This is a genomic window from Pseudomonas sp. NPDC008258 (genome assembly GCF_042956345.1).
In the GTDB taxonomy this organism is placed as follows: Bacteria; Pseudomonadota; Gammaproteobacteria; order Pseudomonadales; family Pseudomonadaceae; genus Aquipseudomonas.
Genome location: NZ_JBIBGE010000009.1, coordinates 111,338 through 138,027 on the forward strand (window position 1 = coordinate 111,338; position 26,690 = coordinate 138,027).

Genomic DNA, 26,690 nt, shown 5'->3' on the forward strand with positions numbered 1-26,690 from the left:
AGCGGCCATTTCTCAACGCTGCGAGTGGTCCAATTTCATTGCTGAGAAATCAAAAAAATCCCGCCGGTGAGGGCGGGATTGAAAGAGCACTGCAGATGGCCACCGAACGCCTACACGCCTCTTGCCTGTTCGTCGGCGTGATAGGACGAGCGCACCAGTGGCCCGGCCGCCACATTGCCAAAGCCCATTTCCAGACCGATTTCAGCGAACCGGGCGAACTGGTCCGGATGCACGAAACGCTGCACCGGCAAATGACTGCGACTGGGCTGCAGGTACTGCCCGAGCGTGAGCATGTCTACTTCATGCTCACGCATCCGCGCCATCACCTCGATCACCTCGTCATCGGTTTCGCCCAAACCCAGCATCAGGCCAGACTTGGTCGGCACGCCTGGCACCCGGGCCTTGAAACCGGCCAGCAAGTCCAACGACCACTCGAAATCCGATCCCGGGCGCACCGCCCGGTACAAGCGCGGAACGGTTTCGAGGTTATGGTTGAACACATCGGGCGGCTCCACGGCGGTCAATGCCAGCGCGACATCCATGCGCCCACGGTAGTCCGGCACCAGGGTTTCCAGCTTGATGCCTGGCGAGCGGGCGCGGATCTCGCGCAAGCAAGCGGCGAAGTGCGCAGCGCCTCCATCGCGCAGATCATCGCGATCGACCGAGGTGATCACCACATACTTCAAGCCCAGTTCGGCAATCGCTACCGCCAGGTTGCGAGGCTCGTCGGGATCCAGCGGCTTGGGTCGGCCATGGCCCACATCGCAGAATGGGCAACGACGCGTACAGATGTCGCCCATGATCATGAAGGTTGCCGTCCCGCCCGAGAAACACTCGCCAAGGTTCGGGCACGCGGCCTCCTCGCAGACACTGTGTAACCGGTGTTTCCTGAGCAATGCCTTGATACGTGCCACTTCCGGCGATGCGGCAATCTCGACGCGAATCCACTCAGGTTTGCGCGCAACCTCATCGGTGGGCAGGATCTTCACCGGTATGCGCGCCACCTTGTCGGCACCGCGTAGCTTCACGCCGGTCTCGATCGGTGCTGGTCGCGCGGGCGCGATAGATGTCGGGTTCATCACGCCACCCTCAACCGCGGTAGTAACGCTGAGGCACGAAAGGTGTCCGGCAAATGCGCATCGGCACCGACTTGCCCCGTACCTGGCAGTAGACCACGCCATCCAGTGCAGCGAAGGGCGCAGCCACATACCCCATCGCCAGCGGGCCACCCAGGGTAGGCCCGAAACCACCGCTAGTAACACGCCCGATCAGACGACCGTCGTGGTCATGAATTTCGACCCCTTCGCGCACCGGTATGCGCTCCAATGGCAACAGCCCTACCCGCTTGCTGGCGACCCCTTGCTGCATCTGCAATTGCACCTGCGCAGCCCCCGGGAAACCGCCAGCACGCTCACCGCCTTCACGGCGGACCTTGGAAATCGCCCATACCAGGCTCGCTTCAACCGGGCTGAGGTTAGCGTCCATGTCATGCCCATACAGGCACAAACCCGCTTCAAGGCGCAGCGAGTCACGCGCCCCGAGGCCGATCGGCTGGACTTCAGGCTGCTCCAGCAAAGCCTTGGCCAGCGCCTCGGCATGTTCGACCGGCACGGAAATCTCGAAGCCGTCTTCGCCGGTGTAGCCAGAACGGCTGACATGGCAGGCAACTCCGAGGATTTCCAGGGTGCGGAACTGCATGAAGGTCATGTGCACCACCTGCGGCGCGAGCCGAGCCAGCGCAGTGGCGGCTGCCGGGCCCTGGAGCGCCAGCAGCGCCCTGCTGTCGAACAGCGGCTCGACCTCGCACTGGCCTTCGAGGTGCTGACGTAGGTGAGCCAAGTCCTGCTCCTTGCAAGCCGCGTTGACGACCACAAACAGGTGATCTCCGGCGTTCGCCACCATTAAGTCATCGAGAATCCCGCCCTGCTCATTGGTAAACAGCGCGTACCGCTGCATGCCCACCGGCAAGTCGATGATATCCACCGGAACCAGACGTTCCAGGGCCTTCGCGGCGCCGGCGCCGTGCAGACGGATCTGCCCCATGTGGCTGACATCGAACAGTCCAGCCTGCTCGCGGGTGTGCAGGTGCTCTTTCATCACGCCGGCCGGATACTGCACCGGCATTTCATAACCGGCGAATGGCACCATCTTGGCCCCGAGGGCCAGATGCAGCGCGTGCAGAGGGGTTTGCTTTAAAGCGCAATCAGTCATCACATCGCTCCTGCAGACTCAGCGGCCATAAACGGGGAACTGTTTACACAGGCCCGCAACCTGGACTGCGATTTGAGCCTCGACATCGGCATCACCGAGATGATCGAGGATGTCGCAAATCCAGCCTGCCAAGAGACTGCTCTCACTTACGCCGAAACCACGGGTGGTAATCGCTGGTGTACCGATGCGGATGCCGGACGTCACAAACGGCGACTGCGGGTCGTTGGGCACCGCATTCTTGTTGACCGTGATGCGCGCGCGCCCTAACGCGGCGTCTGCATCCTTGCCAGTGATGCCCTGACGAATGAGGCTGACCAGGAACAAGTGATTGCGGGTGCCGCCCGAGATCACCTCGTAACCTCGCGCCTGGAACACCTCGGCCATTGCCACGGCGTTATCCAGCACCCGTTGCTGGTAGACCTTGAACGATGGCGCCAGCGCTTCCTTGAAGCAGACAGCCTTGGCCGCCACCACATGCATCAGCGGGCCGCCCTGGGCGCCAGGGAACACCGCCGAGGACAGTTTCTTCTCGATATCCGGGTTGCGGCGCGCAAGGATCAGTCCGCCCCGCGGCCCGCGCAGCGTCTTGTGGGTGGTGGTGGTCACCACATCAGCCAGGGCGATCGGGTTGGGGTACAGACCTGCAGCGACCAGGCCAGCCACATGGGCCATATCCACAAACAGATAAGCACCCACCTTGTCGGCAATCTGACGAAAACGCGGGAAATCGAGGACCTGAGAGTAGGCAGAGAACCCTGCCACGATCATTTTCGGACGGTGCTCCAGCGCCAGGCGCTCCACTTCGTTGTAATCGATCAAGCCCTGCTCGTCGATGCCGTACTGCACGGCGTTGTAGAGTTTGCCGGAGGCGCTGACCTTGGCACCGTGGGTCAAGTGCCCGCCATGGGCAAGGCTCATTCCCAGGATAGTATCGCCAGCACTGAGCAGTGCCAGGTACACCGCGGCATTGGCCGACGAGCCTGAGTGCGGCTGAACGTTGGCATAGTCAGCGCCAAACAGTGCGCAGGCGCGGTCGATTGCCAGTTGCTCGACTATATCCACGTACTCACAACCGCCGTAGTAGCGCTTGGCGGGATAGCCCTCGGCGTACTTGTTGGTCAACGCCGTACCCTGGGCCGCCATGACCTGTGGGCTGGTGTAGTTTTCCGAAGCGATCAGTTCGATATGGTCTTCCTGACGGCGCGTCTCGCTGTCTATCGCGCCAGCCAAGGCCGGGTCAAAATCGGACAAGGTCAAACTTTTGCTGAACATGACGAATCTCCGACGAAGGCAAGGGGCCTTCGCCTATCAAGAAGGGAGGATCAGGCGTCCTGGTATGCCGAAAGCGGCGGGCAGGCACAGGTCAGGTTACGGTCGCCGTAGACGTTGTCGACCCGGGCCACGGGCGGCCAATACTTGTCGGCATGCTGGTGGTCGCTTGGATACGCCGCCTGCTCGCGGCTGTAGCTGTGATTCCACTCCCCGACCAGCTCACGGGCGGTGTGCGGTGCATTGCGCAGCGGGTTGTCATCGCGGTGTAGTTCACCAGACTCCACCGCGCGAATCTCCTCGCGGATGGCGATCATCGCGTCGCAGAAGCGGTCAAGTTCGTAGAGCGACTCGCTCTCGGTGGGCTCGACCATCAGGGTGCCAGCCACCGGAAACGACATGGTCGGCGCATGGAAGCCATAGTCGATCAGGCGCTTTGCCACGTCTTCGACGCTGATGCCGCTGCTCTCCTTGAGCGGGCGCAGGTCCAAGATGCACTCATGCGCTACCAGGCCATTCTCACCGGTGTAGAGCACCGGGTAGTGCTCCTCGAGGCGGCGCGCAATGTAGTTGGCATTCAGAATCGCCAGGCGTGAAGCCTCCCTGAGCCCTATTCCGCCCATCATGCGGATGTACATCCAGGTGATCGGCAGAATACTTGCGCTGCCGAACGGCGCTGCGCAAACGGCGCCCTTGGTTTCGGCCAGATGACCATGCCCTGGCAGGAACGGTGCCAGATGCTGCTTGACCCCGATCGGCCCGACACCTGGGCCACCACCACCGTGGGGAATGCAGAATGTCTTGTGCAAGTTAAGGTGGGACACGTCACCACCAAACTGGCCTGGCGCGCACAACCCGACCATCGCATTCATGTTCGCCCCATCGATATAGACCTGTCCGCCGGCCGCATGGATGACGTCGCAAATCTCACGGATGCGGCTTTCGAACACACCGTGGGTCGATGGGTAGGTGATCATCAGCGCCGCCAGCTTGGACGCATACTGATGCGCCTTGGCCTTCAGGTCCTCGATATCCACATTGCCGCGGCTGTCACAGTTCACCACCACGACGCGCATGCCGGCCATCTGTGCGGTCGCCGGGTTGGTTCCGTGCGCCGAAGACGGGATCAGGCACACATCGCGACCGCCCTGCCCCTGGCTCTGGTGATAGGCACGAATGGCCAGCAGGCCTGCGTACTCACCCTGGGAGCCGGCATTCGGTTGCAAGGACACCGCATCGTATCCGGTCGCGGCGCACAGCATGGCCTGCAGCTCGTCGAGCATCGCCGTATAGCCTTGTGCCTGATCGGCTGGAACGAACGGGTGCAGACTCCCGAGCTCAGGCCAGGTGACCGGAATCATCTCGCTGGCGGCGTTCAGCTTCATCGTGCAGGAACCCAACGGGATCATGCTGCGGTCCAGAGCCAGGTCCTTGTCCGCCAGGCGGCGCAGATAGCGCATCAGCTCGGTTTCGGAGTGATAGCGGTTGAAAACGGCATGTTGCAGGATCGCCGAGCGACGGCGGAGCTGCTCCGGCAGCCGGCAGGCTGCCAAGTCTTGCATGTCTTCGAACAGCGGCGCAGGCTGGGCACCTGCTGCAAACACCTGCCACAGGCGAACGACCGTTTCGGGCGTGGTAGTTTCGTCGAGGGAAATCCCCAGGCGCTGCCGGTCGATCAGCCGAAGGTTGATGCCATCCGCCACAGCGCGCTGCACGAAAACCGAGGCTGCAACGCTGGGGATAACGCTGATGGTATCGAAGAAATAGTGCTGCTCGACGTGATGACCAAGTCGCTCCAGGCCTTTGGCGAGGATGGCAGTAAGTGTATGGGTGCGCCGGGCGATCGCCTTGAGGCCATCGGGGCCGTGGTAGACGGCGTACATGCTGGCGATGTTGGCCAGCAACACTTGGGCGGTGCAGATGTTGCTCGTGGCTTTCTCGCGGCGAATGTGTTGCTCGCGGGTCTGCATGGCCAGGCGCAGCGCGGCAGCGCCGTGGCGGTCCACCGAGATGCCCACCAGGCGCCCCGGCATATCGCGCTTGAACGCATCGCGAGTGGCGAAGTAGGCTGCATGCGGCCCGCCATAACCTAGGGGTACGCCAAAGCGTTGGGCAGTACCGATTACCACATCCGCGCCAAATTCGCCCGGCGGCGCAATCACGGTCAGCGCCAGCAGGTCCGCGGCCACCGCCAACAAAGCGCCGGCCTCGTGAGTACTTGCAGCAAGATTCTGGTAGTCATGAATCGCACCGGTACTGGCCGGGTACTGCAAAAGCACGCCGAAATACGCACCGAAGTCTTCCCCGGACAGCTCGAACTCGTCGCCGACCACCACCTCGATGCCCAGCGGCTCGGCCCGTGTGTGCAGTACATCGATGGTTTGAGGGTGGCAATGATTGGAAACGAAGAACGCAGGAGCCTTGTTACGTGCCAGGCGCTTGCAGAAGGTCATGGCTTCGGCTGCCGCGGTGGCTTCATCGAGCAGCGAAGCGTTGGCAATCTCCATGCCGGTCAGGTCACTGACCAATGTCTGGAAATTCAGCAATGCCTCAAGTCGACCTTGGGAGATCTCCGGCTGGTATGGAGTGTAAGCGGTATACCAGGCCGGATTCTCCAGCAAGTTACGCAAAATCGGCGACGGCGTGAAACAGGGGTAATAACCCTGGCCGATATGCTGGCTGAACAAGCGGTTCTGTTCAGCGATGCGCTTGAGGTTCGCCAGGGCCTGCGCTTCGCCCTGCCCATCGGTCAGTTCGAGGACGCTGCTGTCGCTGATCGAACATGGCACAACACTGGCGATCAGGCTGTCGACGCTATCGTGCCCGACAACCGCGAGCATCGTCTGGATCTCGTCGTCGTTTGGGCCCAGATGACGGCCGTGGAATTCATTGCGGGTATCGAGTTTCACACGCTGGCTCATGCTGCTCACTCCTGCTGACGGACGTAGTCCTGGTAACCCGCCACGTCCATGAGCCCCGCCAGACCACTGATGTCCGAAGGCATGAAGCGGAAGAACCAGCCTTGTCCCTCGGCAGAAGCATTGACCAACTCGGGCTCTTGCTCGACGGCATCGTTGACCGCTATCACCACGCCGTCCAACGGCATGGTGATGTTGCTGGCGGCCTTGACCGACTCCAGCACAGCAACTTCCTGGCCGGCGCTGTAAGCCTGCAACTGCGGCAACTGGACGTAGACGACATCACCTAGGGCAGCTTGGGCGAAATCAGTGATGCCAACGGTCAGCTCGCCGTTTTGCTCAAGACGCAGCCATTCATGATCAAGAGTGAAACGCACGCTCATAAAAAGATTCCTGTTGGATTGGTAGTGTTAAGTGCCCGCCACGCAACTGGCGGGCTGTACTCACTTTCGGTAGGTGTTCATAGGCTCAACGCTGCCACTCGGGCAGGCGCTTCGGCCCGCGAAGCCATTTCCATCTGCAAGCGGCACTCGACCAGTTCGGCGATGGTGAGAATGGGCAGGTTGTACTGCGCGGCGTACGCATCAATCTGCGCCCCGCGCATCATCGTCCCGTCGGGGTTCATCAACTCGCACAACACCGCAGCCGGGCGCATGCCTGCAAGGATGGCGATCTCGACGCTGCCCTCAGTATGTCCACGTCGCTCCAGCACCCCCCCGTGCCGGGCGCGCAGGGGGAACATATGGCCGGGGCTGACGATCTTGCGCTTGAGCGAGGTCGAGTCCAGGGCGGCCTGGACCGTGGTCAGGCGATCCTGTGCCGAAACGCCAGTAGTGATGTTCTCTGCCGCTTCGATACTGACGGTGAACCCCGTTGAGAAACGCGACTCGTTGTGCGGCACCATCGGTTTGAGCCTGAGCATGTCCACCGTCGCCTCATCAAGGCAAAGGCAGACGATGCCGCTACCGTCGCGGATCATCATGGCCATCGACTGCAGGTTCATGTTCTGCGCGGCAACCACCAAGTCAGCCTCGTTCTCTCGATCATCGTCGTCCAGCAGGATGACCGGCCGGCCACGAAGATAAGCATCGACAGCGGCTTGAACATTACGAAAGCGCGAGGATATGTAGGGGTTCATTTTTTGTTGTCTCCGGAAAGCATCGAAGGCGTGGCGCCTCAGTAACCCTGTTCGAGGTCGACCAATCCCTCCAGGGATTGACCGGCCTGATAGTTGCTCAGGTTGTTAAGGAAGAACTCGATCATTGCCGCGGTGTTCGTGGGGCCGGCAATGTGAGGTGTCAACGTAAGGTTCGGGGTGACCCAGAACTGGTGGGAGGGCGGCAACGGCTCCTTGCGGAAGACATCCAGCACTGCAGCGGCGATCTGCTCCTGCCCGAGCGCATCGATCAAGGCCTGGTCGACGACTGCAGAGCCGCGCCCGATATTGATGAACACGCCGCTGCCGGACATGGCCGCGAAGAATCGGCTGTCGTAAAGATCCCGTGTGGCGGGTGTATCCGGCAGCACGTTAATGACGTAGTCGGCACTGCTGGCGAACTCCAGCAGCGCATCCATGCTCCCGACACGTTCGATACCAGCGACCTGGCGAGGCACCCGCTGGACGCCTTTGACGTGCATGCCCAGTGCTGCAAGCGCTCGCGCAATGTGCAGGCCAATGCTTCCCAATCCCACGACCACCACGCACTTGCCTGACAAGCGACCAGTGCTAGCCGGTCGCCAGCAGAAACGGCTCTGTGCTGCGGGGTAGTCCGCCGATTGCCAGGCATGCGCAAGCATGTGGTGAAGGAGGTACTCGAGCATTGGCGCACCGAACACGCCGGATGCCCGGGTCAGTTGAAAGCCTCTTGGCAGGGTCGGATCCAGCATCGGCGCGATCCCAGCCCAGGTCAGTTGCACCCAGCGTGGCAGCAGACCTTCGCGAAGCTGGTCGATGACGCCCTCTGGCGCGCCCAGCCAGACGTCGCACTCAGCGCGCAGCGCGGCGCCATCCTCAAGTGTGCGTACGACAATTCCGTTGTTCTGGTGCTGCAACAGCGCACGGTAATCGGCACTGTCGTGATCAGTCAGCAATACCGCCGGCATGGGTGACATGGACATCTCGCTCTTCTCCCGAGTCAAGTCGAAGAGGTATCAGCAAGTGCCGTGCCACTTAAAAAAAACTATAAAAAACATTAAGTTAAAGATAAAGAGCCTGCCGCACCTCAGTTTTGAGACGGCAGGCTCATTCTTGCAACACGCTGTATCAGCTGCGAACGCCGTAGCGTTTTATCTTGCGGTAGAGGGTAGCCTTGCTCATGCCCAGCGCCCTGCACGCCAAGTCGACATTGCCACTGCTTGAGGCAAGCGCCTGCTCGATCGCCTTCGCCTCGACATGCTCGAGCGTGGTACGCGCGTTGACGCCAGTGACATGCACCAGCACATCATCGACGCCCTCACTGGCGCCATCCTCGGACGCACGCGGCGCACGTTCGTCATCATCATCGCGCCGCACAGCACTGAAGGCAGGCGCAGCGACGCGCTCACCAATTGGCCTGACCCGACTCTCGAACGGCAGTACGATGTCACTGGCACGGATCTCGCCGTCCTCGGCAAACAGCGAGGCACGATGCAGCACGTGGCGCAACTCTCGGACATTGCCTGGCCATGGGTAGGCCAACAGTTTCTTCCATGCCGATGGCTTGATGAACGGAACCGGCCCTTCTTCACATACCACCTCCAATACGGTCTCGATCAGCTGAGCCTTGTCCTCTCGGTCACGCAGCGCTGGAATATCGATGATCATCCCTGCCAGGCGGAAAAACAGGTCTTCCCGGAAACTGCCATCGGTGACTTTCTCATGCAATCGCTGGTTGGTCGCGGCGATGATCTGCACATCCACCCGCACAGCCTTGCCTCCTCCCAGCGGCGATACTTCACCCGTCTCCAGAACGCGCAACAGGCGCGTCTGCAGCGGCAACGGCATGTCACCAATCTCATCGAGGAACAGCGTGCCACCGTCCGCTTCCTGGAAGCGCCCTTGGCTACCCTCCTTGCTGGCGCCAGTGAACGCGCCCTTGCTATAGCCGAACAACTCGCTGTCAATTAGCGACTCCGGCACGGCGGCGCAGTTGAAGGCAACAAAAGGCGCTCGACTTCGGTCGCTTTCCTGATGGATCGCCTTGGCGAGGGTGTCCTTGCCGGCGCCGGTCTCGCCCAGCAATAGTAACGGCAGCCGTTTGTTCAAAACCTTGCGGATCAGCCGCACATTCCCTTGCATGCATGAGTCCTGCCCGGCACAGCGTGCGAGGGAACCGGTGACCTCACGCGCAGGCCTAGCGCGTACGCGACTCCGTTGATCATCCTCCAGCGATGCCTGAACAGCAGGCGACCCGACCAGTAACAACTCCAGGTGCTCATTGCGCTGCAATGCCTGCACACAAGCGACCGAGCGGAAGATTTCCAGTGAAAGCGCCGATTGCGGACAGTCAATCACTTCCCACAGCCGGCGCCGCCCGACATGCGCTGCATCCAAGCCCAGAATCTGCCTCGCACCCCGCGTCGCGCCCTGCACCACGCCGTTTTCATCCACCGCAATCCAACTGACCTGGGCACCTAGCGAGACATGGGTCACCTGAAGGATCGAGCACACGCCGAAATGCGCGCGGAACAGCCGCAGTTCAAGCTTGCTGGAGCTCTGCATGGCCAGCTTGTAGACGATGTGATGAGCGTAGAGATCGACCCCAGGGTTGCACGTGGTAAGGTTCAACACGCCCTGAAGCTCGCCGTTCGGCGCATAGAATGGTGCGGCGACGCAGGCTTGCGAGGCCAGGTCGTAATAGAAGTGATCGTCGCGAAAGACCGCAACCGGGCGCTGCTCGGCGATGCAGGTACCGATACCGTTGGTACCTCCTACATCCTCATGCCAGATCGACCCGATCCGGTCACTCTCGCAATAGAACGCCTGGGCCGGCTTGACACTCTCGGCGATGATCACACCCTGCGCGTTGGCAAGGCTGGCGTGATACCCCACGTCACTGACAAGGTTCATCAGCCCATTGAGCGTACCGAGGGCCAACTCAAACGCTTGTTCGCCGAACTCTCGCTGCAGTTGCCTGACCTGTGCGAGATCGACACTAGGCACCGCCGCTTTCTGGTCAGGGCTTAGCCCTTTGTCCAGGCACCGCTTCCATGATTGCTCACAGCTTTCCCTGCCAAACCCTCCAAGACCGTATCCAGAAGCCGAGGCATCCTGTTGAGGAATGCCATTGGCACCCGAACGAATTCGAGTGAGATGTTGCTGCACGCTCATAATTATTGTACCTGCTCGATATCGAGAAGTTACCGACTGGAACGCAATGCCGGTACCTGCTCAAGCTACAGCAAGAAATACACCAGTCAATCACAGTCAGTCGGTAGAGCGTGTAAGCCATTGATATTCAACACTTCCATCTCAGATTAAATTTTCGCTAGGCGACCACCGTTACGCGTTCACGCACCTGGATGAACCCCAGCACCCAAAAAGTTACCGACAGGTGCCCACCTTCGTCGTTTCTCACTTTCGAGAACGCCTGGCAAAGACCTTGTCTCAACTCTGCGCCAAGCGCCAGCCACCTCCATGAAAACGCTCACAGGTAAAAAATTATTCTTTTAAAATCAATAAGATAAAACACAAAGTAGACTCTGGCATCGTTGTTGCTAATCCCTGTTACCGACGGCCATCGGCGACCACGCATCGCTGGTGAGGCCTGACGTCACAACCGCACAAGTGCATCGCGTGGCGAGCACCTGAAGCAAACAATAAGTGAAGCCAGGAGTTAACTATGGAACTGGGTCTGTTCATGATGCCGCTGCATGATCCGCGGCGTAATTACACCGAAATGCTGCAACAGGATCGCGAGGCCGCAATTCTCGCCGACCAGTTGGGTTTCAGCGAAGTGTGGGTCGGTGAGCACTACAGCTGCAGTTCCGAACCGGTAGCCAACCCGCTGCAGTTCTTCGCCACGCTCCTGGATGCCACCAAGAACATCAAGTTCGCCACGGGTGTTCTCAACCTGCCACAACACCACCCTGCCACCGTGGCCGGTGATGTCGCGCAGTTCGACCACCTCAGCAAAGGCCGCTTCATCATGGGTGTGGGCCCTGGCGGCCTGGTATCGGACATGGAGCTGTTCGGCACCCTGGAAATGAACCGTGCCGAGATGACCACCGAGTCGGTGGATATCATCCACAAGATCTGGGCCTCCAACCCGCCTTACAACATCCAGGGCAAATACTGGAACGTGAAGCTGGAGAAGAACGTTATTCCTGGCCTGGGCTTTGGCCCGATGCTCAAACCGTACCAGCAGCCGCATCCACCGGTGGCCATCTCGGTCATGAGCCCCTCTTCGAGCAGTGCGCGCCAGGCCGGTGAACGTGGTTGGAGCATCGTCAGCGCCAACTTCATCCCGGAAGTTTACGTCAAATCCCACTGGGAACAGTTCGTGATTGGCTGCGAGAATGCCGGCCGTCGCCCGGATCCGGCCCAATGGCGCATCGCCCGTTCGATCCTGGTCACCGACTCCGACCAAGAGGCAGCCGACTACCTGGCCAGCCCGGACAGCACCTACGGCTGGTACTACGACTACATCGTCGAAGATATGGCGGCCTTCAACATGCTGCGCATCCTCAAGCCAAACCAGGAAATTCCGGACAGCGAAGTCAACCGCAAGAACTGCCTGGACTGGATGGTGATGTCGGGCTCGCCGAAAACCGTCCTGGACAAGCTGGTGGCCTTCGTCGACTACGTTGGCGTGCCGTTCGGCACCCTGCTGACCACTCAGAAAGATTGGGAGAACCCTGCTCTGCACCAGAAGTCGCTGCGCCTGCTCAGCGAGCAGGTCATGCCGAAACTGCGTGACTACTGCGCCACCAAGAAACACCTGGCGTAATGCAAGCCGGGCCTTGAGCCAGGCGCTGGCGACCGGAGCAGTCGCCTGATCGGTTTCACCTTGAACTGCCAAAGAAGCACGGCGCTACCCCCTTGCGGGGAGCGCTCACTACAACAATGAGGTTTCGATCAATTCGTCCTTGCGGACGAGGCTGCTGTGGCCTTGCGGCCGAGGAGTTGCCATGGGTTTGGACATTACCCAGCGCCAAAGGGCGCTGGGTACGGTGCTTGCCGCACCGTCAATGCTGTTCATGCTGGTGTTCTTCGTTTTCCCCTGCATCCTGTTGTTGCTTTATAGCTTCTGGACGGCGCGATCTTTCGTGATCGACCCGACCTTCAACCTCGACAACTACGCACGCACGCTAGCTGCCGCTGGCTTTTGGCGAACCGGGCTCACTGGTCTGAACAACGGCCTGTGGACTGCCGTCATCTCGGTGGTGCTGAGCTTTCCGGCCGCGTACTACATCGTCTACCAAGCCCGTGGCAGTGCCGCGTTCTACTTGATTCTGCTTTCCTGGTTCTCCAGCTACCTGGTTCGGGTCTACGCCTGGCGAACCATCCTGGGCACCAATGGCCTGATCAACAGTACCCTGCTGCAATGGGGGGTGATCGACTCGCCACTGGAGTTTCTGCTGTTCAGCCCGTTCGCGTCGATCATCACGCTCGTGCACATCATGTTCCCGTTCGCGTTGCTGCTCCTGGTATCGGCATTGCGGGACGTCAAGCCGGACTACCTGGACGCGGCTCGGGACCTGGGCGCAACCCGCACCCAAGTGCTGCTGAGGGTGATCGTGCCGATGGCCTACAAAGGCATCGTCTCGGCCTTCATGTTCACCTTCATCCTGGCAGCAGGCGACTACATCACCCCGCAGTTGCTCGGTGGCCGCGAAGGGGTGACCAACGGGCTGTTGATCGCCAACCAGTTCCGCAGTGCCGGCAACTGGCCTCTGGGCGCCGCGATGGCGTTTATCACCTTGGTCCTGTTCGTGGCGATCTACCTGGCCTTCACCCAGTTGCTGCGTGTGCTCAGGCTTGCTCCGGGCCTGCGTTATCACCCACAGGAGACGCCGTCATGCTGAGAATGTACCTGTGGCTCTACTTATTGTTCCTGTATGCACCCATCGTGGTGATCGGCATGTTCAGCTTCCATAGCTCGCCCTCGCTGGTGTTTCCTTTCGAAGGCTGGAGCCTGCGCTGGTATGCGCAGATCTTCGACAGCCAGACCTTCAAGGATTCGCTTTACAATAGCTTGCTGGTCGCAACCTTGGCGTCGCTGGCCACCACCGTGCTTGGGGCCAGCGTGGCCCTGGCGCTGATCCGCATGAAAGGCAAGGTGCGCGAAGCGGTCGCAACCCTGTGCGCCGCACCCATCGCACTGCCGGGCTTGTTCCTGGGGATCTCGCTGCTGAGTGCATTCGCACAGCTGGGCCTAAACCGCTCGCTGGTGACCGTGACCATAGCCCACACCCTGTACGCGTTGCCGTTTTTCGTCGCCACGCTGCGCTCGAGAATCGACTACTTCGACAGCTCGCTCGAAGAAGCAGCCAGGGACTTGGGGGCGAGCCCCTTGCAGGCGTTCCGGATGGTCACCCTGCCGATCCTGCGCCCGAGCCTGATCGGTGCGGCAATTCTGGTCTTCGCGCTGTCGTTCGACGAACTGATCATCACTGTGTTCGTCAGTGGCAACGAGACGACCTTGCCGATGATGGTCTGGTCGATGATGCGCCGTACCGTCGACCCCACCATCAATGCCGCCTCGATGGTGGCCTTTGCCCTTTCGCTGATCGTGATCCTTGCCGCAGGTGCTGCCTTCTGGCTGCAACAGCGCGCGAAAACCTCTTACCGTACCGCTAACGGAGTCGATGCCCATGAACCAGTCGATCGTGCAATTGAAAAACGTGCACAAGACGTTCGGCCCATTCAAGGCTTTGAATGACATCAATCTCGACATCCGCCAGGGCGAGATCCTGACCCTGCTGGGGCCCAGCGGCTGCGGCAAGACCACCTTGATGCGCATCATCGCAGGCTTCGAGGCGCCAAGCTCGGGCACCCTGATGATCGGCGGCAAGGACGCCATCGCCCTGCCGCCGGAGAAGCGCAGCGTGAACATGGTATTCCAGCGTTACGCGTTGTTCCCGCACCTGGATGTGTTCGACAACGTGGCGTTTGGCCTGCGCTTGCAAAGGCTATCCAAGGCTCAGATCAACGAGAAGGTCAGGGCCATGCTGCACCTGGTGCAACTGGACAACTTCGCCAGTCGCTGGATCCATGAACTTAGCGGCGGCCAATGTCAGCGGGTGGCCTTGGCCCGGGCGCTGGTCAACCGGCCAGACGTACTGCTGCTCGATGAACCCTTGGCAGCACTGGATCTGAAAATCCGCCATCACATGCTCAAGGAGCTCAAGCGTATCCACGAAGAAACCGGTACCACGTTCGTGTACGTCACCCACGACCAGGACGAAGCGATGATCCTGTCAGACCGTGTGGTGCTGATGAACCGTGGCGAGATCGAACAACTGGGCTCGCCGCAGGACCTGTATGCGGCACCCAAATCACTGTTCTGTGCCCGGTTCTTCGGCGACACCAACATCGTTGAAGGCCGCGTGAGCAACGTGATGGACGGTCTTGGAAATATCTCCACCGCGCACTTCCAGGCGCGCGGGGCGGTGGCCAGTGCCAGTGCGGGGGATCAGGTCTCGCTGTCGATACGGCCGGAGGCCATACGCCTTACCGCAGCAGGCCAAGCCCCGGGCGTGCTGGAAGCTCACAATGCAATGGCCGGAACGGTGCATGACGTGGTGTTCATCGGCAACCGGGTGGTCTATCAGGTAAAAAAAGGCGAAAGTCTCTTTACCTGCCAACAGACACGCCCGGTAACCGGCATTGAACACGCACCTGGCAGCCTGGTCCACATGAGCTGGCCTGAGCAGGCGGTGGTGGTTCTCACACAATGAGTTCGCGCCTGGCGCGAGTTGCGTGCAATCTGTTTCAGCAATAATAAGGAGTCAAACGTGGTTGATTACATCGTGGTAGGCGGAGGCCCCGCTGCCTGTGCAGTGGCTTCCCGGCTTACAGAGGATTCGAACGTTTCGGTGACCCTGCTCGAGCAAGGCTCGCGGGACTGGAACCCCTATATCCATATGCCGGTCACCTACTTCAAGACCGCCAAAGGTAACTTGCTCACCCGCTACAAGCTCGAACCACAGAAGCACCAGAACGACGTCGCACCGGAAATGGTCCAGGGCCGAGTGCTGGGTGGCGGCAGCTCGGTCAACGCCATGGTCTACATGCGCGGCTGCCCTGAGGACTACGACAACTGGGAGGCCCAGGGCTGCACCGGCTGGTCGTACAAGGAAGTGCTGCCGTACTTCAAGCGCAGCGAAGACAACGAGCGCTTCGCCGACCAGGCACACGGCCAAGGTGGCCCACTGGGCGTTTCCGATCAGCGCCATACCCATTACCTGACCAAGGCATGGGTCAAGGCCGCGCAACAGTTGGGCATTCCCTTCACCGCGGACTTCAACTCCGGCAAGCAGCAAGGCGTGGGTTTCTACCAGGTCAAAATGCGCAATGGCCTGCGCTGCAGCGCGGCCGTGGCCTACCTGAACCCGGCGCGCAGCCGCAGCAACCTGAAAATCAAGACCGGCTGCCAGGTGCTGCGCGTACTGGTCGAAAACGGCCGCGCCTGTGGTGTGGAGTACCGTGAGAGCGGCCAGGTCAAAGTGCTGCGCGCCGAAAAAGAGGTGATCGTCAGCGCCGGTGCAGTCGGCTCCCCTACCCTGCTGCTGCGCTCGGGCATCGGCCCGGCCGAACACCTGCGCTCGGTCGGCGTTCCGGTCGTGCACGACCTGCCCGGGGTCGGCGAAAACTTCCAGGACCATGTGGACATGTTCCTGATCTACGAGCTCACCGGCGCCCACAGCTACGACAAGTACAAGAAACTGCACTGGCAGGCTTGGGCGGGGCTGCAATACCTGCTGTTCCGGAATGGCCCGATCACCTCGAACATCTGCGAGGGTGGCCTGGTGTGGTATGCCGATCCCAACGATCCGCTGCCCAACCTGCAGTTCCACTTCCTGCCGGGCGCAGGCGTGGAGGAAGGTGCCGAGACCACGCCAAGCGGCAACGGCTGCACGGTCAACGTCTACCAGACTCGACCACGCTCGCGCGGCACCGTGCGCCTGCGTAATGCCAATCCCGACTCGCCGCCGCGTGTCGACCCCAACTACCTGTCGGACCCGTACGATGTCGACATGCTCGCCGAGGCCGTACGCCTGGGCATGGAAATCATGGAGCAATCGGCACTCAAACCGTACGTGGCCCACGTTCATCGTCCACGCCAACCGCTGACCACCCATGAGGACCGAGTACGCTTCGTGAGGGAAACCGCCCAAGGTGCATTGCACCCCTCCGGGGCCTGCAAGATGGGGGTGGACGCCATGGCAGTGGTCGACCCTGAGTTCCGTGTCCACGGCCTCAAGGGCCTTCGGGTCTGCGACACTTCCGCCATGCCGTCGCTGGTCTCGGGCAACACCAGTGCGCCCTCGATGATGCTGGGTGAACGCCTGGCCGACTTCATCAAAGGCCGCCGTTCGCTGCTGCCTCAGCCCGAAAAAGCCTCCACGCTGGTGATGCCGCTGACCAGCGCCAAAACCCCGGTTTGACACTGCTGGGTACCTGACCAAGGCCACCTGATACCAGGTGGCCTTTTTCATTCAAAGAGATTTCATGACCGAATCCTTCGCTGCACCGGCCTACCGCTGCGCTACCCGCCTGACCTTTTTCGCGGTCGGTTTCACCATGGCTGCGTGGGCCCCGCTGGTGGCCTTTGCCAAAACCAGGATGGGCCTGGCTGACGGGCTGTTCGGCAGTTTGTTGCTGTGCATTGGTCTGGGGTCGCTGATCAGCATGCCGCTTGCAGGGCGCATCGCCCAGCGTGTGGGCTTGCGCCTGCTGATGCAGCTCTCGGGCCTGTGCTTCTGCGCCGCCCTGCTTGCGCTGAGCACCGTGGCATCGCCTTGGCTGTGCGCCTTGTCACTTCTCGTGTTCGGGGCCTGCCTCGGGCTGGGTGACATATGCGTCAATCTGCAGGCCGCCATGGTCGAAAAGGCGGCACAACAACCGCTGATGTCCGGCTTCCACGCGCTGTTCAGTGTCGGCACGTTCGTCGGCGCCGCCGGCATGACACTGCTGCTGAACCTAGGCGCCTCACCTCTGCAAGCAGCCAGTTGCGCAGCCGTGCTGGCGGTGCTTCGCCTAGCCCTGGCCTGGCGCCACCAGATCGTACGCCTGGATGCGCTGGACAACGCCGTATTCAAATGGCCCCGGGGCGTGGTGATGCTGATCGCCGCCCTCTCGTTCATCTGCCTGCTGGTGGAGGGCGCGATGCTCGATTGGAGCGCCCTCTACCTGCAAGGCGCACACCAGGTACCGCTGGAGTCAGCCGGCATCGCTTACAGCGCCTTCACCCTGGCGATGGCGGGCGCTCGTTTTGCCGGTGATCGACTGGCACGCCTGCTGGGGGACCCGCTTCTGCTGGCCGGTGGCGCCCTGTTGGCACTGCTGGGCCTGGGGCTTGCCCAAACTCAGTCGCTGACCGGGGCACTTGCCGGTTTCGCGCTGGCCGGCGTGGGGTTGGCGAACGCCGTGCCAGTGCTGTTTCGCGCCGCCCTTCAACAAAACCGCATGCCGGCCGCAGCCAGCCTGAGCGCCGTGGCCACGATCGGCTACCTCGGCGTGCTGCTGGGGCCAGGTTTCATCGGCCATATTGCCGAGGTCACGTCGCTGCATACCGCGTTCTGGTTCCTCTGCGTGACCCTCGCAGCACTCTGCCTGTTGGCCCGCCCAGCGGTCACCCGCGGTGCCGAATCAGCATGAGCAAACTTGATCCTGGGTTTTCTCAAACTTGAGAATTTATTGTCAAACACATCTAACTTACTGTTTTTAAACAACAAAAAAACTGGCACAGCGCTTGCTCAGTCCTGACTACAAAAGATCCGCAGCCCCTGAGGGTTGCACTGACGAGTCAGGAGATTGCATGAACTATCCAGAGGTCAAACTGCTCATCGACGGCCAATGGCGTGAAGGCAGTGAAGGCGTGCGTGGAGATGTGTTCAACCCGGCAAACGGCGAACGCATCGGTGCCTTTGCCCACGCCAGTTCCGCCGACCTTGATCAGGCGCTGGCCGCCTCGGCCAGCGGATTCAAGGCCTGGCAGGCGATTTCGGTATTCGAGCGCAGCAAGATCATGCGCAAGGCCGCAGGCCTCTTGCGCGAACGTGCCGAAGCGATCGCCACGCTGATTACCCTTGAAGAAGGTAAGCCACTGGCCGAAGCACGCATGGAAGTCAACGGCGGCGCGGATCTGCTCGACTGGTTCGCCGAAGAGGCGCGCCGCACCTACGGCCGTATCATTCCATCGCGCGCCAGCAACGTGACCCAACACGCCGTGCGCGTGCCGGTCGGTCCGGCGATTGGCTTCACGCCTTGGAACTTCCCGGTCAGCCAGATCCTGCGCAAGATCAGCCCAGCCCTGGCGGCAGGCTGCTCGATGATCATCAAAGGCCCGGAGGAAACCCCAGCTGCCCCTGCGGCCTTGTTCGAATGCTTCCAGGACGCCGGCGTACCTGCCGGTACCCTGCAACTGGTCTATGGCGTACCCGCGCACATCTCGGAGCACTGCATTCCCAGCCCAATCATCCGCAAGGTCTCGTTCACCGGCTCCGTTCCGGTAGGCAAACACCTCGCGGCCTTGGCAGGCAAGCACATGAAGCCGGCCACCATGGAGCTCGGCGGTCATGCGCCGGTGATCATTTGCAACGACGCCGATCTTGAAAGTGCCTGTGCGGCGCTGATCGCTTTCAAGTTCCGCAATGCCGGTCAAGTGTGCATCTCGCCCACCCGCTTCCTTGTGCAGGAAGGCGTGCATGATCGCTTCGTCGAGATGTTCAAGGATGCCGCCGCTGCGCTGAGCGTGGGCGATGGCCTGCAAGCTGCAACCCAAGTAGGCCCACTGATCAACGAGCGTCGCCTGGAGGCGGTGCAGCGCTTGGTCGAGGACGCTGTGGCCAAGGGTGCACGTCTGGAATGCGGGGGTTCGCGACTCAAGCAACCTGGCCACTACTTCGCTCCTACCGTGCTCAGTGGCCTGACCACCGACATGGAGATCATGAACGAAGAGCCTTTCGGCCCGGTCGCCTTGTTCGTCAAGTTCACCCACATCGATGAAGCGATCGCCGAAGCCAACCGCTTGCCATTCGGCCTCGCCTCGTATGCCTGGACCCGCCGCCAAGCCGACATCCATGCACTGAGCCAGGGTGTGCAAGCCGGCATGCTGACCATCAACCACCTGGGCCTTGCCCTTCCGGAAACACCGTATGGCGGCATCAAGGATTCGGGCCATGGCTCCGAGGGCGGCAGCGAGGCGCTCGACGGCTACCTGCATACCCACTTCATTTCCTGCCTGCATGCCTGACCCCTGGCTGGCCGCCCTGCGGCCAGCTTTACCTGAGGAAATCGCCATGATCGAACAACAATTCAAAGAAGCCATGGGCCGCTTTGCCGGCGCTATCACCGCCATCACCACCTTTGCCGATGATCAGCCCGCCGGGTTGATCGCCACTGCGGTATGCAGCCTGTCGGCCGAGCCACCTTCGGTGATCGTCTGCGTGAACAAAAGCGCATCCGCGCACGACCTGATCCTCAACAACGGCTACTTCGGCGTCAGCCTGCTCTCCCCGGGCCACGCCCATGTGGTCAACCAGTTCAATACCGCCAAAGGCGCCGACCGCTTTGCCCTGGACGACTGGGAGCTGGACAACGGCAAGGCGCCGGTGCTGCTCAATGCACCTGTCGGGATGGTCTGCCGGATCGGCAACTGCTTCGATGGGTTCTCTCACACCATCTTCGTCGGATTGATCGAGTCGATCGCCCTGTGCGACGCGGACCTCAACGAATGCCTGCTGTGGAAAGGCCGTGGCCTGCACCAGGCCGTCGAATACGTGATCAACCGCTAAGCAGCGCCAGGATGAGTGAGGGGCTTTTATGACTCTGATGACAGTGCCGCTGCAAGGGCTCATTCAGCAGATGCTGTCCAGCGTCAAGGTCGGCTGGGGCGCCGATCGCGGCCGAATCAACCTGACCGCGAGCGACGCCCTTACGCAGCGCTGGACAGTTTCCGAGGTCCATTGCGCGACGCAGATGACCGTCATCGGGCGTCGCGCCGTGCGCATCGGCTTCAAGGAGGTTGACCGGCATTTGCTCGAACTGGCGCAGCGGCTGTTCGGCACACGCCTGGCCAGCTTCAATGCGCACAACGGTCAGCAGGCCAACCGAGCGGTATTCAAGGCACTCCTGCAACCAGGCGAGCCGGTCATCTGCCTGGCGGACCCGGAGCTTGAAGGGATACTGGACACGCTCTACGTTGCCGCCACCACTGCGCGCCTGCAACGTACCGCCGCGCCCTGCCACAGCAATGGGCTTATCGATTATAACCGCTTGGCAAGCGAGGTAGCGACGACACGCCCGCGCTGCATCGTCGCCGGCTACACCGCGTACACCCGCAACCTGGATTACCAGGTGTTGCGCAAAATCGCCGACAGCGTCGGCGCCAGCCTGGTCATCGATATTTCCCGAGTTGCCGGGTTGATTGCCGCAGATTTGCTGGCCAATCCCCTGCCCTATGCCAACGTCATTACCGGCGCGACCCACAAATCCCTGCAGGGTCCACGTGGCGGGTTCTTCATGACCCGCGAACCTGCGCTTTACCAGAAATTCTGCGAATCGCTGCACGGCCTTGGCCACCTGAGCATTCCCCATCGCTTGAAACTGGCGCTGATCAACAGCCTTCGCCAGGCCGACGCCCCGCTGCAAGTGGCCCGCCAGCAGTTGTCGATGACCAACGCACGTGCGATGGCTCGGGCTTTCAGCGACCTAGGCCTGCAGGTGCACTGCGCTGGCACCGATGTGCAGACGGTCGCGCTCGATCTGCGCCCTCTCGCGATGACGCACCAACAAGCGGCCGCAACCCTCGCCCGCCTGGGTGTAAGCGTGGAGCGCCGCGAAAGCACTCACCTGCTCATCAACACCTTCCCGGTCAGCGCACGGGGAATGGACGCACAGGCCTGCCAGACATTGGCCACAGCCTTGGGCTCTTGCCTGCTGCGCCACAACGAACTGAAAACCGTCGCACAGGGCGTCGGCACCATCGATCGCCTGTGCACCGATTACCCGCCGCTGGCCACGGCCATGGACCATCTGAACCTTCAATAACAACCGGCAAGTCTTCGACCTGCATTTTCGCTGTCAAACTGGAGCACACATGAAAGTTATCTCGGCAAAAGTCTTTCTCGTTGAAAGCGGCTACGTCAAACCGATCATCGTCGAACTGACTACTGACGAAGGCATTACCGGTATTGGTGAGGCCGCCATCGCGTATGGCCTTGGGGCCACTGCCGCAGCCGGCATGATCAAGGACCTGTGCGAGCGTGTGATCGTCGGCCAGGATCCGTTCCGCATCGAGCAGCTGTACTCGAAAATGTACGACAATTCGTTCTGGGCCAAGGGTGGCGGTGCCATCGTGTTCGCCGGTATCAGCGCCATCGAGACGGCGCTGTGGGACATCAAGGGCAAGGCCAGCAACCTGCCGATCTACGAGTTCTTCGGCGGCAAGGTGTTCGATGAAGTGCCGGTCTACGCCAACGGCTGGAACTACCACTGCTACAACGCCAACGACTGGGCCAAGGCTGCAGAACGCCCGATGAAAGACGGCTACAAAGCCCTGAAGTGCTACCCGCTGGCCACCCAGGACGAAAAAGGCCGCCTGCAACACGTGCAGCGCCGCGCCCATGACCGTGAGTTCATGGAGCTGGCCTATCAGCGCGTCAAGCAACTGGTCGAGGTGACCGGCGATGCCGCCGAGGTGTACATCGACCTGAGCGGCGGCATGACCACCGGTGAAACCATTCGCCTGTGCAAGCGCTACGAAGACTTGGGCATCACCTGGATCGAGGAACCTTGCGATGCCTTCGATGTCGGCGCCATGGAAAAGATCTCCAAGTCGACCCAGGCCTCGATGGCGGCTGGCGAACGCCTGTACACCCGTCAGGGCTTCCGTCGCCTGATCGAAAAACAGATCGTCGACATCGTCCAGCCGGACGTTGGCAACACCGGAGGCCTGGGCGAAACCAAGAAGATCGCCGCCATGGCCGAGGCCTATAACATGCTGGTCGCGCCGCACAACTGCGCAAGCTCGCTGTGCACCGCAGCAACCATGCAGGTCGGCGTTACCCTGCCGAACTTCATGACCATGGAAATCTACCCGTACTTCAGCGACTCGCCGAAGTATGTGCAGATCCTGAACAACGCCCCTGAGGACCGGATCGCCAACGGCAAGCTGGGCATCACCGCTGACGCAGGCCTGGGTGTGACGCTCAACCAGGAAGCCATCGCACCGTTCCTGTGGGCCGAGTGCAAAGCGCAGTAACACTGTGCAATGAAGAGAAAAAGGTCGCAGCCGCGGCCTTTTTTCGTTGCGCATGTGCCGAACCTACAACGACAACAGCACTTGGCGGAAACACCTTCATGGAAGCATTCAACACGTTATCGATCCGCTTGCGCATCTGCCTGCTGGCAGGCCTGTGCATGGCGGCGACCGCTCTGGCGCTCGTCGGGACGTCGCTTTATCTTTCAGCACAGACCGCAACCCTGGTCAAAAGCACCAGCACCGGCATGCTGCGCGAAGACGCGCAGCGCTATCTGGTAGAAGTCGCCCGCTCCCAGTCGCGCCAAGCCTCGGCGTACTTCCAACGAGCGGCGGACTTTGGCGAGACACTGACGCGGCAACTGATGCGTGAACGCACGCTCAAACCCGTCAGCGAACTCCATGAAGCCGATGCTCGCCAGGCCATCAGCGAAGCGCTAGCCGAGCACGTCAAGGCCAACCCCTTGCCGTTCGGTGTGGGCGTGGCACTGGAGCCCGGCACCCTTGACCCTGCATTCGTCAACAAACCTTTTGCCGGCAACGAAAAGGGGCGGTTCGCGGTCTATCAATCGACCCATATTCCCAGCTACACCATCCCGGAAAAGGAAATCCTCGATGATGGCAGCAATGCCACTTACTGGTACAAGTGTGCGCGGCAGCTGGCCCGCACCTGCCTGACGGCCCCCTATCTCTATACCGACTCCTCCGGCGTAAACACCCTGATGGCCACTATTGCCGTTCCGTTGTCCGGCGCTGGTAGCGTGCAAGGGGTGATGAGCGTTGACATCAGCCTTGCCAGCCTGCAGATGCGTGCAGCAGATTTCGCCAGGCAACTCTACGCAGGTGACAGCCGTGTGCTGCTGATCAGCGCGGACGGCACCATTGCGGCCGATAGCCGCTATCCAGAGCATCTGGCCAAAGCCTTGAACGTGATCGACCCTGGCCTCAGTCAACGGGTCAGCTCGCAATCTGCGCCGGTCAGCGTTCAGCAATATGGGCGGGACATGCTGGCGACCGCGACCTTCGATGCCCTCGGTGGCAGCCGCTGGACAGCCGTGCTGATGGTGCCGGCGTCTACTCTGCTCGCACCCGCTGCCGCCCTGTCCAGTCATCTGGACGATGTTTCTGCGGGCAATGTCCGCACACAACTGCTGCTAGGCGCACTGGTGGCCTTGATCGCTCTGGTACTGATCGCCTGGCTCGGTCAGTCGATCAGCCGCCCGATCACCGAAGTGGCGCGAGCACTGAATGACATCGCCGACGGTGATGGTGATTTGACCCGCCGCCTGCAGCACATACGCCAGGACGAAGTCGGCAAGCTGGTCGGAGCGTTCAATCGCTTCCTCGACAAACTGCAGCCGATCATCGCTGCGGTATCCCGCTCGTCCAACGAAACACGCAACACCGCTCAGCAGGCAGCCTCGATCGCCGCGGACAGCTCGAACGGCATGCAGCAGCAGTTCCGCGAGATCGACATGGTCGCCACCGCCTCCCAGGAAATGACCGCGACCTCCCATGATGTGGCGCGCAGCGCAGCGCAGGCCGCCGAAGCAACCACCCGGGTGGAAGCCGCGGCCCAGGAAGGCCTGCTCGCCATCGAGCACGCCAACGTGATGATCGCCGAACTCGCAAAGCGCATTGAAGACACCCGGCTTGACGTTTCCGACCTGGCCAGCAGCAGTGAACAGATCGGCGGCGTGCTCGACGTCATCCGCTCGATTGCCGAGCAGACCAACCTTCTGGCGCTCAATGCAGCCATCGAGGCTGCACGGGCCGGAGAATCAGGCAGAGGTTTCGCAGTGGTCGCGGACGAGGTGCGCCACCTGGCTCGCCGAACGCAAGAGTCGGTCAGCGAAATCCGTGAGGTGATCGAGAAACTGCAAAGCGGCACACTGTCGGTGGTCAATGCCATGCAGCACAGCCATGCGCAGGTTGCCACCAGCGTCGAACACGTCACCCAGACCAGCCTGGTGCTGGGCAAGATCGGCGGCGCGGTCGACCTCATCAGCGATATGAACCTGCAAATCGCCAGCGCCGCCGAAGAGCAAAGTGCGGTCTCGGAAGAGGTCAGTAAGACCGTGATCGCCATCCGTGACGTCACCCGTGAGCTGGCGGCGAACTCGGAGCGGGCGGCGGTGATCGGCAGTAGCCTCAAAGAGCTGGCCAACCAGCAACAGCAGCTGATGGCCGCTTTCAAGGCGTGACATGAACCTGCAAACGCCGCTGATTTACGCTCGATCAGCGGCGCTTTGCGGACCGGTACAGGTTGGAAGTTCAAGGTGTAATGGATGCCCTATTGCTAGCCAACGGTTTGGGGAGCGATCATCTCTGGCTTGTTAGGGAGCTGAGTTCAATGGGGCAACAGCAGTGGGAGCAGAGGTGGCGACGCCCTGCTTGAGCAGCGCCTCGACTGCAAAGATTGCCAAGGCGGCGGTGTGTCTGAGGGCACCGTCTTTGTCTGGTTCCCGAGCGAAGCTGACCTCTTGAACCAGCTCAACTTGGAACTCAAGGGACAGCTTCATGCAGATCTTCGGGAGAGCCCAATAGCGATGGCCGACTCGCTCAGAACCCAGCTATGGTGTGTTTGGAAAAGTTAAGTGGATTGGTGTGGATGGCTTACCCTCAGAAGCATCAGACCATGGCCGCCCTGACCCTCTCCTCGCGGATTACTGAAGAAACGAGGAATGAGGCCATGAAGACCTTCTGCGAAGTTGCCGACATGCTGGATCAAGCGATCAAGCTAGGTGAATCGCCGCTGATTTCCAGGACACCTTCGACTGGCTCTTTTGGCCGGTTGCTGACTTCGTGAAGGGCTGCGATGAGTCGAGACCGGCCACCTAAAATCCAAAAAGCGATTGAGCTGAAGCAGCTGACTATTAACCGGGAGAGGTAATCGGCCCTTAACAGCTGTCAGCCACAGATTTTATTGTGCTAAGTAGCATGAAGAATCTGATCAACATCTCGGTGGGGCAAAAAGTGGGGCAAAATTGCCAACCAGAGAAAAACGAACAGACATAAAAAAATCCAGTCACCGCTAAGTGACTGGATTCTTTGGAGTTATTTGGTCGGGACGGAGTGATTCGAACACTCGACCCCTTGCACCCCATGCAAGTGCGCTACCGGGCTGCGCTACGCCCCGACTACATTCTCACAACCTCTGAGAACGATGAAGAATCTACCCTAACCTTTTGATAAATGAAAGCTTTTTCTCAAAAAAATTTCCACTCATCCGAAAAGCCCAGGCTCACTTCTTCAACACCACCAATACATCCTCCAATTCAACAATCATCTGCCGAATCAGCTGCTTGTACTGGCTGGATTCATCTTTAGCCTCATCACTGGAAAGCCGCAACCGCGCCCCGCCAATGGTGAACCCCTGGTCATACAGCAGCGCACGAATCTGGCGAATCATCAGCACATCCTGCCGCTGGTAATACCGCCGGTTCCCCCGCCGCTTCACAGGGTTAAGCTGGTCGAACTCCTGCTCCCAATACCGCAGCACGTGCGGCTTGACGGCACACAACTCGCTTACTTCACCAATGGTGAAGTAGCGCTTGCCCGGTATGGGGGGCAGTTCGTCGTTATGGCTTGGTTCCAGCATAGGCCTCAACCCGGGCCTTCAACTTCTGCCCTGGACGAAAGGTGACGACGCGCCGTGCGGTGATCGGGATCTCTTCCCCAGTCTTGGGGTTGCGGCCCGGCCGCTGGCGTTTGTCGCGGAGGTCGAAGTTGCCGAAACCGGACAGCTTCACCTGCTCGTTCTCTTCAAGTGCGTGCCGAATTTCTTCGAAAAACAGCTCGACCAGCTCCTTGGCCTCACGCTTGTTAAGCCCCAGCTCCTCGTACAGCCTTTCGGCCATCTCAGCTTTCGTCAGAGCACCCATGC

22 protein-coding genes, 1 tRNA gene and 2 pseudogenes are annotated in these 26,690 nt (G+C 60.7%); 13 read left to right on the plus strand and 12 right to left on the minus strand.

Annotated features, from left to right (window positions below):
* Positions 1–110: 110 nt before the first annotated feature.
* From lipA to ACFY9W_RS09750, 8 genes are all read right to left on the minus strand, one after another.
* A complete protein-coding gene (gene lipA / locus ACFY9W_RS09715; RefSeq protein WP_391128999.1) occupies positions 111–1,079 on the minus strand; it encodes a lipoyl synthase in 969 nt (322 codons plus the stop codon).
* Positions 1,080–1,089: 10 nt separating this feature from the next.
* Complete coding sequence (gcvT, locus tag ACFY9W_RS09720) at positions 1,090–2,211, minus strand: glycine cleavage system aminomethyltransferase GcvT (RefSeq protein WP_391129002.1); 1,122 nt, start codon at positions 2,209–2,211, stop codon at positions 1,090–1,092.
* Between the two features lie 18 nt (positions 2,212–2,229).
* A complete protein-coding gene (gene glyA, locus ACFY9W_RS09725) occupies positions 2,230–3,483 on the minus strand; it encodes a serine hydroxymethyltransferase (protein ID WP_391129005.1) in 1,254 nt (417 codons plus the stop codon).
* Positions 3,484–3,533: 50 nt separating this feature from the next.
* Entirely contained in the window at positions 3,534–6,401 is a 2,868-nt protein-coding gene (gene gcvP, locus ACFY9W_RS09730) for an aminomethyl-transferring glycine dehydrogenase (protein ID WP_391129008.1), read from the minus strand.
* Between the two features lie 5 nt (positions 6,402–6,406).
* Positions 6,407–6,781, minus strand: a complete 375-nt coding sequence (gene gcvH, locus ACFY9W_RS09735; protein ID WP_391129011.1) for a glycine cleavage system protein GcvH — start codon at positions 6,779–6,781, stop codon at positions 6,407–6,409.
* 77 nt (positions 6,782–6,858) lie between these two features.
* Complete coding sequence (gene ribB, locus ACFY9W_RS09740; RefSeq protein ID WP_391129014.1) at positions 6,859–7,536, minus strand: 3,4-dihydroxy-2-butanone-4-phosphate synthase; 678 nt, start codon at positions 7,534–7,536, stop codon at positions 6,859–6,861.
* A 38-nt stretch (positions 7,537–7,574) separates the two neighbouring features.
* Entirely contained in the window at positions 7,575–8,516 is a 942-nt protein-coding gene (locus ACFY9W_RS09745) for an NAD(P)-dependent oxidoreductase (protein WP_391129017.1), read from the minus strand.
* Positions 8,517–8,661: 145 nt separating this feature from the next.
* Positions 8,662–10,707, minus strand: coding sequence for a sigma 54-interacting transcriptional regulator (locus ACFY9W_RS09750; protein ID WP_391129020.1), 2,046 nt, complete (start codon positions 10,705–10,707; stop codon positions 8,662–8,664).
* Between the two features lie 511 nt (positions 10,708–11,218).
* Between ACFY9W_RS09750 and ACFY9W_RS09755 the strand changes: the two genes are divergently transcribed.
* The 12 genes and pseudogenes from ACFY9W_RS09755 to ACFY9W_RS09810 form a co-directional block, all read left to right on the plus strand.
* Positions 11,219–12,325: an LLM class flavin-dependent oxidoreductase gene (locus ACFY9W_RS09755; RefSeq protein WP_391129022.1), complete on the plus strand. Its 1,107-nt coding sequence runs from the start codon at positions 11,219–11,221 to the stop codon at positions 12,323–12,325.
* 181 nt (positions 12,326–12,506) lie between these two features.
* A complete protein-coding gene (locus ACFY9W_RS09760; RefSeq protein ID WP_391129026.1) occupies positions 12,507–13,403 on the plus strand; it encodes an ABC transporter permease subunit in 897 nt (298 codons plus the stop codon).
* A gap of 2 nt (positions 13,404–13,405) precedes the next feature.
* Positions 13,406–14,260, plus strand: a complete 855-nt coding sequence (locus tag ACFY9W_RS09765; RefSeq protein WP_391129029.1) for an ABC transporter permease subunit — start codon at positions 13,406–13,408, stop codon at positions 14,258–14,260.
* Positions 14,193–15,278 (plus strand): ATP-binding cassette domain-containing protein, encoded by a 1,086-nt coding sequence (locus tag ACFY9W_RS09770; RefSeq protein WP_391129032.1) that lies wholly within the window; start codon positions 14,193–14,195, stop codon positions 15,276–15,278. The genes ACFY9W_RS09765 and ACFY9W_RS09770 overlap by 68 nt, the downstream gene beginning before the upstream one ends.
* Positions 15,279–15,335: 57 nt before the next feature.
* Positions 15,336–16,988: a GMC family oxidoreductase N-terminal domain-containing protein gene (locus ACFY9W_RS09775; protein ID WP_391129035.1), complete on the plus strand. Its 1,653-nt coding sequence runs from the start codon at positions 15,336–15,338 to the stop codon at positions 16,986–16,988.
* 64 nt (positions 16,989–17,052) lie between these two features.
* Positions 17,053–18,201, plus strand: coding sequence for an MFS transporter (locus ACFY9W_RS09780; protein WP_391129038.1), 1,149 nt, complete (start codon positions 17,053–17,055; stop codon positions 18,199–18,201).
* A gap of 160 nt (positions 18,202–18,361) precedes the next feature.
* The gene (locus tag ACFY9W_RS09785) at positions 18,362–19,798 is read left to right on the plus strand and encodes an aldehyde dehydrogenase family protein (protein WP_391129041.1); all 1,437 of its coding nucleotides are present in this window, start codon (positions 18,362–18,364) and stop codon (positions 19,796–19,798) included.
* 46 nt (positions 19,799–19,844) lie between these two features.
* On the plus strand, positions 19,845–20,339 hold the full coding sequence (locus ACFY9W_RS09790; protein ID WP_102885534.1) for a flavin reductase family protein: 495 nt from the start codon (positions 19,845–19,847) through the stop codon (positions 20,337–20,339).
* Positions 20,340–20,367: 28 nt separating this feature from the next.
* The gene (locus tag ACFY9W_RS09795) at positions 20,368–21,594 is read left to right on the plus strand and encodes a hypothetical protein (RefSeq protein ID WP_391129045.1); all 1,227 of its coding nucleotides are present in this window, start codon (positions 20,368–20,370) and stop codon (positions 21,592–21,594) included.
* A gap of 49 nt (positions 21,595–21,643) precedes the next feature.
* Positions 21,644–22,807 (plus strand): enolase C-terminal domain-like protein, encoded by a 1,164-nt coding sequence (locus ACFY9W_RS09800; RefSeq protein WP_391129047.1) that lies wholly within the window; start codon positions 21,644–21,646, stop codon positions 22,805–22,807.
* Positions 22,808–23,169: 362 nt separating this feature from the next.
* Positions 23,170–24,150, plus strand: a pseudogene (locus ACFY9W_RS09805) (HAMP domain-containing protein); the annotation flags it as partial.
* Between the two features lie 342 nt (positions 24,151–24,492).
* Positions 24,493–25,008: pseudogene (locus ACFY9W_RS09810) on the plus strand (methyl-accepting chemotaxis protein); the annotation flags it as partial.
* A gap of 132 nt (positions 25,009–25,140) precedes the next feature.
* On the opposite strand, the gene ACFY9W_RS09815 reads toward ACFY9W_RS09810, so the two are convergent.
* The gene (locus ACFY9W_RS09815) at positions 25,141–25,326 is read right to left on the minus strand and encodes a hypothetical protein (protein WP_391129050.1); all 186 of its coding nucleotides are present in this window, start codon (positions 25,324–25,326) and stop codon (positions 25,141–25,143) included.
* 116 nt (positions 25,327–25,442) lie between these two features.
* On the opposite strand from ACFY9W_RS09815, the gene ACFY9W_RS09820 reads away from it, so the two are divergent.
* The gene (locus tag ACFY9W_RS09820; protein ID WP_391129053.1) at positions 25,443–25,613 is read left to right on the plus strand and encodes a hypothetical protein; all 171 of its coding nucleotides are present in this window, start codon (positions 25,443–25,445) and stop codon (positions 25,611–25,613) included.
* Positions 25,614–25,866: 253 nt separating this feature from the next.
* Here ACFY9W_RS09820 and ACFY9W_RS09825 read toward each other — a convergent pair.
* The 3 genes from ACFY9W_RS09825 to ihfA form a co-directional block, all read right to left on the minus strand.
* Positions 25,867–25,943, minus strand: a tRNA-Pro gene (locus ACFY9W_RS09825).
* A gap of 105 nt (positions 25,944–26,048) precedes the next feature.
* Entirely contained in the window at positions 26,049–26,405 is a 357-nt protein-coding gene (locus ACFY9W_RS09830; RefSeq protein WP_003250681.1) for a MerR family transcriptional regulator, read from the minus strand.
* Positions 26,386–26,688, minus strand: coding sequence for an integration host factor subunit alpha (gene ihfA, locus ACFY9W_RS09835; RefSeq protein ID WP_003250679.1), 303 nt, complete (start codon positions 26,686–26,688; stop codon positions 26,386–26,388). Before ihfA ends, ACFY9W_RS09830 begins: the two co-directional genes overlap by 20 nt.
* Positions 26,689–26,690: the final 2 nt, after the last annotated feature.

Bases quoted from the DNA above. Each gene is read 5' to 3' on its own strand.
- ACFY9W_RS09745 (WP_391129017.1), bottom strand. From the start codon at position 8,516: ATGTCCATGTCACCCATGCCGGCGGTATTGCTGACTGATCACGACAGT.
- lipA (WP_391128999.1), bottom strand. From the start codon at position 1,079: ATGAACCCGACATCTATCGCGCCCGCGCGACCAGCACCGATCGAGACC.
- ACFY9W_RS09820 (WP_391129053.1), top strand. From the start codon at position 25,443: ATGGCCGCCCTGACCCTCTCCTCGCGGATTACTGAAGAAACGAGGAAT.
- ACFY9W_RS09765 (WP_391129029.1), top strand. From the start codon at position 13,406: ATGTACCTGTGGCTCTACTTATTGTTCCTGTATGCACCCATCGTGGTG.
- ACFY9W_RS09830 (WP_003250681.1), bottom strand. From the start codon at position 26,405: ATGCTGGAACCAAGCCATAACGACGAACTGCCCCCCATACCGGGCAAG.
- ACFY9W_RS09760 (WP_391129026.1), top strand. From the start codon at position 12,507: ATGGGTTTGGACATTACCCAGCGCCAAAGGGCGCTGGGTACGGTGCTT.
- ACFY9W_RS09750 (WP_391129020.1), bottom strand. From the start codon at position 10,707: ATGAGCGTGCAGCAACATCTCACTCGAATTCGTTCGGGTGCCAATGGC.
- ACFY9W_RS09795 (WP_391129045.1), top strand. From the start codon at position 20,368: ATGACTCTGATGACAGTGCCGCTGCAAGGGCTCATTCAGCAGATGCTG.
- ACFY9W_RS09770 (WP_391129032.1), top strand. From the start codon at position 14,193: ATGAACCAGTCGATCGTGCAATTGAAAAACGTGCACAAGACGTTCGGC.
- ACFY9W_RS09780 (WP_391129038.1), top strand. From the start codon at position 17,053: ATGACCGAATCCTTCGCTGCACCGGCCTACCGCTGCGCTACCCGCCTG.
- ACFY9W_RS09790 (WP_102885534.1), top strand. From the start codon at position 19,845: ATGATCGAACAACAATTCAAAGAAGCCATGGGCCGCTTTGCCGGCGCT.
- gcvT (WP_391129002.1), bottom strand. From the start codon at position 2,211: ATGACTGATTGCGCTTTAAAGCAAACCCCTCTGCACGCGCTGCATCTG.
- ACFY9W_RS09815 (WP_391129050.1), bottom strand. From the start codon at position 25,326: ATGAAGCTGTCCCTTGAGTTCCAAGTTGAGCTGGTTCAAGAGGTCAGC.
- ribB (WP_391129014.1), bottom strand. From the start codon at position 7,536: ATGAACCCCTACATATCCTCGCGCTTTCGTAATGTTCAAGCCGCTGTC.
- ihfA (WP_003250679.1), bottom strand. From the start codon at position 26,688: ATGGGTGCTCTGACGAAAGCTGAGATGGCCGAAAGGCTGTACGAGGAG.
- ACFY9W_RS09785 (WP_391129041.1), top strand. From the start codon at position 18,362: ATGAACTATCCAGAGGTCAAACTGCTCATCGACGGCCAATGGCGTGAA.
- gcvH (WP_391129011.1), bottom strand. From the start codon at position 6,781: ATGAGCGTGCGTTTCACTCTTGATCATGAATGGCTGCGTCTTGAGCAA.
- glyA (WP_391129005.1), bottom strand. From the start codon at position 3,483: ATGTTCAGCAAAAGTTTGACCTTGTCCGATTTTGACCCGGCCTTGGCT.
- ACFY9W_RS09800 (WP_391129047.1), top strand. From the start codon at position 21,644: ATGAAAGTTATCTCGGCAAAAGTCTTTCTCGTTGAAAGCGGCTACGTC.
- gcvP (WP_391129008.1), bottom strand. From the start codon at position 6,401: ATGAGCCAGCGTGTGAAACTCGATACCCGCAATGAATTCCACGGCCGT.
- ACFY9W_RS09755 (WP_391129022.1), top strand. From the start codon at position 11,219: ATGGAACTGGGTCTGTTCATGATGCCGCTGCATGATCCGCGGCGTAAT.